General features: G+C 49.2%; 5 protein-coding genes. 3 read left to right on the top strand and 2 right to left on the bottom strand.

Annotated elements, in window-relative coordinates; translation table 11 throughout:
- The 3 genes from Q0340_RS01050 to Q0340_RS01040 form a co-directional block, all read left to right on the top strand.
- A partial coding sequence (locus tag Q0340_RS01050; RefSeq protein ID WP_298081799.1) for a solute carrier family 23 protein occupies positions 1-848 on the top strand: 848 nt, incomplete at its 5' end.
- Positions 849-1,050: 202 nt separating this feature from the next.
- On the top strand, positions 1,051-2,499 hold the full coding sequence (locus tag Q0340_RS01045; RefSeq protein WP_298081798.1) for a DKNYY domain-containing protein: 1,449 nt from the start codon (positions 1,051-1,053) through the stop codon (positions 2,497-2,499).
- A 167-nt stretch (positions 2,500-2,666) separates the two neighbouring features.
- Positions 2,667-2,825 (top strand): hypothetical protein, encoded by a 159-nt coding sequence (locus tag Q0340_RS01040; RefSeq protein WP_298081797.1) that lies wholly within the window; start codon positions 2,667-2,669, stop codon positions 2,823-2,825.
- Between the two features lie 468 nt (positions 2,826-3,293).
- On the opposite strand, the gene Q0340_RS01035 is transcribed toward Q0340_RS01040, so the two are convergent.
- Together Q0340_RS01035 and rpoD are read right to left on the bottom strand one after the other, a co-directional pair.
- A complete protein-coding gene (locus tag Q0340_RS01035; RefSeq protein ID WP_298081796.1) occupies positions 3,294-3,863 on the bottom strand; it encodes a DJ-1/PfpI family protein in 570 nt (189 codons plus the stop codon).
- 201 nt (positions 3,864-4,064) lie between these two features.
- Complete coding sequence (rpoD, locus tag Q0340_RS01030) at positions 4,065-5,945, bottom strand: RNA polymerase sigma factor RpoD (protein ID WP_298081795.1); 1,881 nt, start codon at positions 5,943-5,945, stop codon at positions 4,065-4,067.
- Positions 5,946-6,000: the final 55 nt, after the last annotated feature.

The raw sequence follows: 6,000 nt of genomic DNA, 5'->3' as shown, positions 1-6,000 counted from the left end.
TCATCCTCTCGCCAGCGGCCGTAAATATGGTCATGGGCAAGGGCAAAGAGGCACTCTATACGCAGGTTCAGTCGCTTACGATCGCGTTCATCTCACTCTCGGCGGTTATCGTTGTTATGATGTTTGGTCGCGGCATGCTGCGCCTAGTGCCGATACTTTGCGGTATCGCGGCGGGATACTGCGCGTCGCTATTTGTCGGGATAGTAGATTTTACGCCGATTCTAAACGCGCCGTGGTTTGTGCTGCCGCATTTCACCGCGCCGGTTTTTAAGCTCGAAGCCGTGATCTACATGGTACCTATAGCGATCGCCCCTGCGATCGAGCATATCGGCGATATGCTCGCTATCAGCAACGTCACGAAGGAAAATTTCCTCAAAAACCCGGGACTTAAAAACACTCTTCTAGGCGACGGGCTCGCGACGTCGCTAGCAGGCTGCTTCGGCGGCCCGCCGAACACCACCTACTCCGAGGTCACGGGCGCAGTCAGCATCACGAAGGCCTACAATCCCGCCATCATGACCTTTGCCGCGCTTGCAGCGATCTTGCTAGCCTTCGTGGGCAAGCTCGGAGCCGCGCTCTCGACGATCCCGGCTCCCGTCATCGGCGGCATCATGCTGCTACTTTTTGGTATCATCGCTAGCGTGGGCATGGAGACGCTCATAAAAAACGGCGTGGACCTAGCTGAGCCGCGCAATATGATCATCGTCGCGCTCATCTTCGTCTGCGCGATCGGCGGCATGGTGCTGGATTTTGGCGCGATGAGCTTTAGCGGCGTGGGGCTTGGCGCGCTCATCGGTATCACGCTAAATTTGGTACTGCCAAAGACCAAACATTTTGACGGATACTAAGTTAAATTTGCGCGGAGCTTGCGTCGTTTCGCGCGGTTGCGGGTAAATTTGAGCTGAGGCTTTGCCGTCAAATTTGATGAAGTTTTTAAATTTACCCGCCGCTTTTTGCCGTCAAATTTACCGCGCCCTAAATTTTAAAATTTCCCCCGCAAACGCTTTTAAATTTCTAACGTTTTAAACTAGCAAGATATATAATTGCCTTATGAAAAAGGCGAATAATTTAAGCAAATTTGATAAAAAGGCGCTAAGGCTGCTATTTGCGGTACTTTTCGTGCCGCTCTTCGTCTCGCTCGTTTTTATCTATGAGTTATCGGTGTATGATAACTCGCGCGAGTTGCCCACAGGCGCGCAAAAGATCGGCAGCAGCGATTATTATAATATCGGCGGCAAAATTTACCTACGCTCTTGGAATCTCGCTCCCTACGAGCTAGAGGGCGGCGCGGACGCGGCGAGCTTTCGCGCGCTTGATACCGGCAGATACTCCTACACAAACGTCGGCATGGACGCTAGTAGCGTATTTTGCGGCGCTCGCAAGATGTCGGGGCTGGATCCCGCTCGTACACAAAAGATCGGTTCTCGCTACTACAGCGACGGGCGCGTGAGCTACTTCTGCTCGGACGTTACGCAGCGCACGGGCAGCGCGATAAGCTATATTTACAAAGTATTTTTCCACGCCTTTGGGCTCTCCAAATGGCCGCAGGAGTACAACTACCCATACGCGAGACTCGATACTAGCGCGCCCATCTCGCCTCTGACTGAGAGCCCCTACGTCGCCACCGACGGCGAGCGGGTATTTTACGAGGGTAAAATTTTAGCGGGTGCGGATGCAAAAAATCTAAAACAGATAAGGCTAAAAATCATACACGAAGACGGTCCCGATTCGCCCGCGCACTTTCGCCCGGTCGATCGGTGGCTGAGCGACGGACGTAGCGTCTATGCGGACGGCGAGAGGCTAAATTTCACGCCTAGCGAGCAGATGTATCTCGTGGAGCCAAATGCAGGCATAGAGTTTCTCTATGATCCCGCTGCGGGCGCGGTACTGATGGACGGCGAGAGGTTTGAGGCTGCAAACGAGCCCTATACGCCGCTAAATTTTCAGAGCGGGCATCAGGAATACATGCTGTTTGCGAGCAAAAACGGCATATTTTATCTAAGCAAGGATAAAATTTTAAATCGTCCGCGCGCTAGCGGCACCGAGGGCTGGATAAAAGACGCGCTTTGGGATGTTTATTATAAATTCGGTGGGGAGGGCGATAAGCTAAGCGCGCTAAAAAGGGCGGGTGACAATCCGTTTAAAGACGACGTGCGGCAGATCTCGGAGAAGCTTTTTAAGGACGACGCTGGATTTTACTATCTAAATTTTTACTCGCATAGCGTTTACGTCACGGGTCGCAGCGGCAGGCATCTGGAAAAGCGGACGAATTTCATCGATCTGCGAAAGATCACGCTAGACGTGCATGATGATGAGGTGATGGCGCAGATCGCGGACGAGGCGGCGCGAAACCCCGAAATGTCGAAGCCCATTTTTAGCGCGCAGGACGTGGAGTATGAAAACGGCGCGGCCTTTTATATGTATTGCCTCGCGGCGGTTTTATTGCTCGGAGCTTGGATTTATAGCTGCCTTAAAAAACGTAGCTTGCGCCGCGGTTAAATTTAGCGGTGCGGCGGAAGGTAAATTTAGAGCGAGACAAAAATACTGACGTCGTGTTATCCAGCGCACTCTTGGCTACAGAAGGTAAATTTTAAGAGCGGGACGGCACGGCGGAGCAGTAAATTTAGATAGTGTTGCGGTTGTCGGCGCAGCAATGCGGCAAATTTATGGGTGCTGCGATTGCGAGTACAGCAAGTGTAAGTAAAGAGAGACGGCTCTACCATATTTTTGAAGCGTTCCATTATGGGCAAGGCATCATGGCAGTGGGATGTGATAAACGGGCCATAAAAGCTACAGATATTGCATTGTATGTCGGCGCGCAATAATGAGGCGGCGGGAGATAACGGGACTCGGTATAAAGTGGCAAATAAGATGTACAAAGCAAGCTTTGTGGCTTTTGCTTTTTGAGACCTATTTAATTTCGCCGTGTGAGGGTTATTGAGGCATGGTGAGCTCCATTAAATTAAAGGCGAGACGGGAAAGACGTCGTTTTTGCTTACGACGATGGGCGCGTGCTGAAGTACCGCTTTGGCGGCGCACTTTGTTTTAAATTTCATAGCGTCTGTTGGCTTAGGCTCGCGCCGTATATAATTTTAGTGGCAAAACGAGCGTAAAATTCCATGCTGTATTTGCACGAAAGCACGCAAACTAAGGTATTGTGTTAGACCTAGCGAGCATCAATGTCGTACCGCTTCGGCAAGATTTCATTTTCAGTATTTTTTGTATCTCATTTGTGCTTATATGCTCGAGTGTTGCTTCGGCAAAATTTTATTTGCTAAACGCGCACTGCCTACTTATCGCCACATTTGTTCGCACTGGGCAATTATTGCTTCGTCTATATCTCCTAAGGCGCGCAGCATTTGAATAGTAAAATCAATAAATGCGTTTCCGTTTGCGGTGATCATTTTACCGTATACTACGGCTTCGCGACTTGTTTGTATAAAGGCATGCTTATTCTTGTATTTTGGCAAATTAACGATGTCTGCTAGACTATTTGCGGTGTGATGGCAGTCATTTAGCGCTCCTGCCGCCGCTAAGAAATACGCCCCGTCGCAAATACCGCCTACCACCTTGCCTTGTTGTTTAAATTCCTCTATTAAATTAGCAATTTTTGAGGCGTTTTCGCTAGGCAGTTCGCGCCATGAATTTCTAGCGCCGATTAACACGATTGCCGCGGCATCTGGCGAAATTTCATCTATTGTTAAATCAGGTTTTGCGCGTAAAGCTCCGAACGATACTTTCTCGTTTTTATCGGTTGAGGCATAAAGGATGCTATAGTCCGTGAAATATCGTAGTGCGGGAGCCAGTAGCGAAGCCTCCCAGTCGGCAAAGCCGTCTAAAATAACGATTACTAAAGTTTTCATAAAGTCTCCTTGAATAACCTACACTACTCAGTTCGGTTCGCATATCAAACTAAGCAAAATCGTAGAATTTATAAAATTTTTTAGAATTCCGCTTTGGATTTAGAACGGAATTCTATGATTTTTCAGGTACGCGCGATAACATCGCTTTAAAAAGCCCCGCCACCTCGGCGTGTCGCTAGATCGCTATATCTGCATTTTGCTCTAGCTCTCGATATAGGTTTTGAGTTTGCGGCCGATTTTTGGGTGTTTTAGCTTTTTGATCGCCGAGCTTTCGATCTGGCGGACGCGCTCGCGGGTGATATTGAGCTCCTTGCCGATCTCTTCAAGCGTGCGGTCGCTCTCGTCGTCAAGCAGTCCGAATCTCATGCGGATCACCGTGCGCTCGCGGTCGTTGAGTTGTTCCAAGATATCGTCGATCTGCTCTTTTAGGTCGGATTTTAAAATTTGCTCGATCGGCGAAACCGAGCTTTTGTCCTCGACAAAATCGCCGAATTTACCGTCGTCCTCGTTTCCGATCGGCGCTTCTAGGCTGATCGGCTCCTTTGTGATTTTGATGACCTGCTTTACCTTATCGACGCTAAGGCCTACTTCTTGCGCGATGACGTTGATATCGGGCTCCTTGCCGCCTTCTTGCATATATTTGCGCGTGATTTTATTAATTCGATTTATCGTCTCGATCATATGGATCGGGATGCGGATCGTGCGCGCTTGATCGGCGATGGCGCGCGATATCGCCTGGCGGATCCACCACGTCGCGTAGGTCGAAAATTTATAGCCGCGCTTGTATTCAAATTTATCCACAGCCTTCATAAGCCCGATGTTGCCCTCCTGGATGAGGTCTAAAAACGGCAGTCCGCGGTTGGTGTAGCGCTTAGCGATGGATACGACCAGGCGTAGGTTGGACTTAGCCATGCGCGCCTTTGCATTATCGCTGATGCGCTTGCCGCGTTTGATCTGCTCTAAAATTTCTTTCAGCCGCTCGGGCTCGAGGTTAAAGCTTTTTTTGCTTGCCTCTTTTGTTAAAAAGAGCTTTTTTATATCGACATAGGTCGAGACCATCGTAGCTTCCGGCACGCGCGCGATGATGTCGTCTTTGCTAAGCCTCGTGATCTCTTTTAGGATTTTTTTGTGATTTTCGCGCAGTTCGGCGCTAAACATCGGCAGCTTGTATTCCAGGCGCTTGAGCTCTTTTTCGAAGCCCTCGTCGCTTTTTAGCGCGGTCTCCATCGATTTTACGATCTCGGTGATGAGCTTGCTCGTAGGGCCTAGATCCATGAGCTTTTCTTTTAAAATTTTCTTTTTAAACGCCAAGTTCAGCTTCGATAAAATTCCCTTGCTCTCCTTAATCGCTTCGGCGTTTTTCTCGGCAAATTTCATCCAGTCCTTTTTAGCTTTTTCGAGAGCCTTGAAGCTTTCGATGACCTTTAGAGCGCGCTTATCGTTCTTTCTAGAGCGCTTTTGCTTCGCCTCGTCCTCATCCGTGCTCTCCTCCTCATCATCGTAATCATCCTCCGACAACTCCTCTTCGTCCTCATCTTCACCCTCTTCGTCGCTGTCGTCAAAGCTCTTGAAAAGTTCCTTGACGCGGCGTTCGCGGTTGATTAGCGGCTCTTTATAATCTAAAATGAAGTCTATTAAGTACGGCACCGAGCAAAACGCGTCGATGATGATGTCCTCGCCGAGCTCGATTTTTTTGCTGATCTCGATCTCTTCTTCTTTGGTTAGCAGCGGGATCTGTCCCATTTCGCGAAGATACATCCGCACCGGGCTGTCCGAACGGCTCCACTCCAAAAGCTCGACGTCGCTGGATAGGTCAAACTCCTCGTCCCAGCCCTCGTCCAGTAGCTTTTTTTGCGTGGCTTCTTTGAGCTTCGCGTCCTCTAAATTTTTGATTTTGGAGATTTCTGCGGCGGAGATCAGCTCGACGTCGAATTTTTTCGTAAGCGCTTCGACCTTCTTAACGGCCGTCGCGGTGGGGGCTTTGTCGAAAAATTTTATCAGTCTTTCGTAGGTGATGTAGCTTTTTTGATTGTCGTCGAAAAATTGCTCGATGGGGCTTAAGGCGTCTTTTGGGCTCGCCATAAAATCTCCTTGTGTCGTTGTGTATTTGGTTTTGGAAAATCGGATTATACCGAAA

This window comes from uncultured Campylobacter sp., assembly GCF_938045595.1.
Lineage (GTDB): Bacteria > Campylobacterota > Campylobacteria > Campylobacterales > Campylobacteraceae > Campylobacter_B.
Note: the sequence above shows the minus strand (reverse complement) of the source record. Positions and strands in the feature narration are given on the sequence as shown.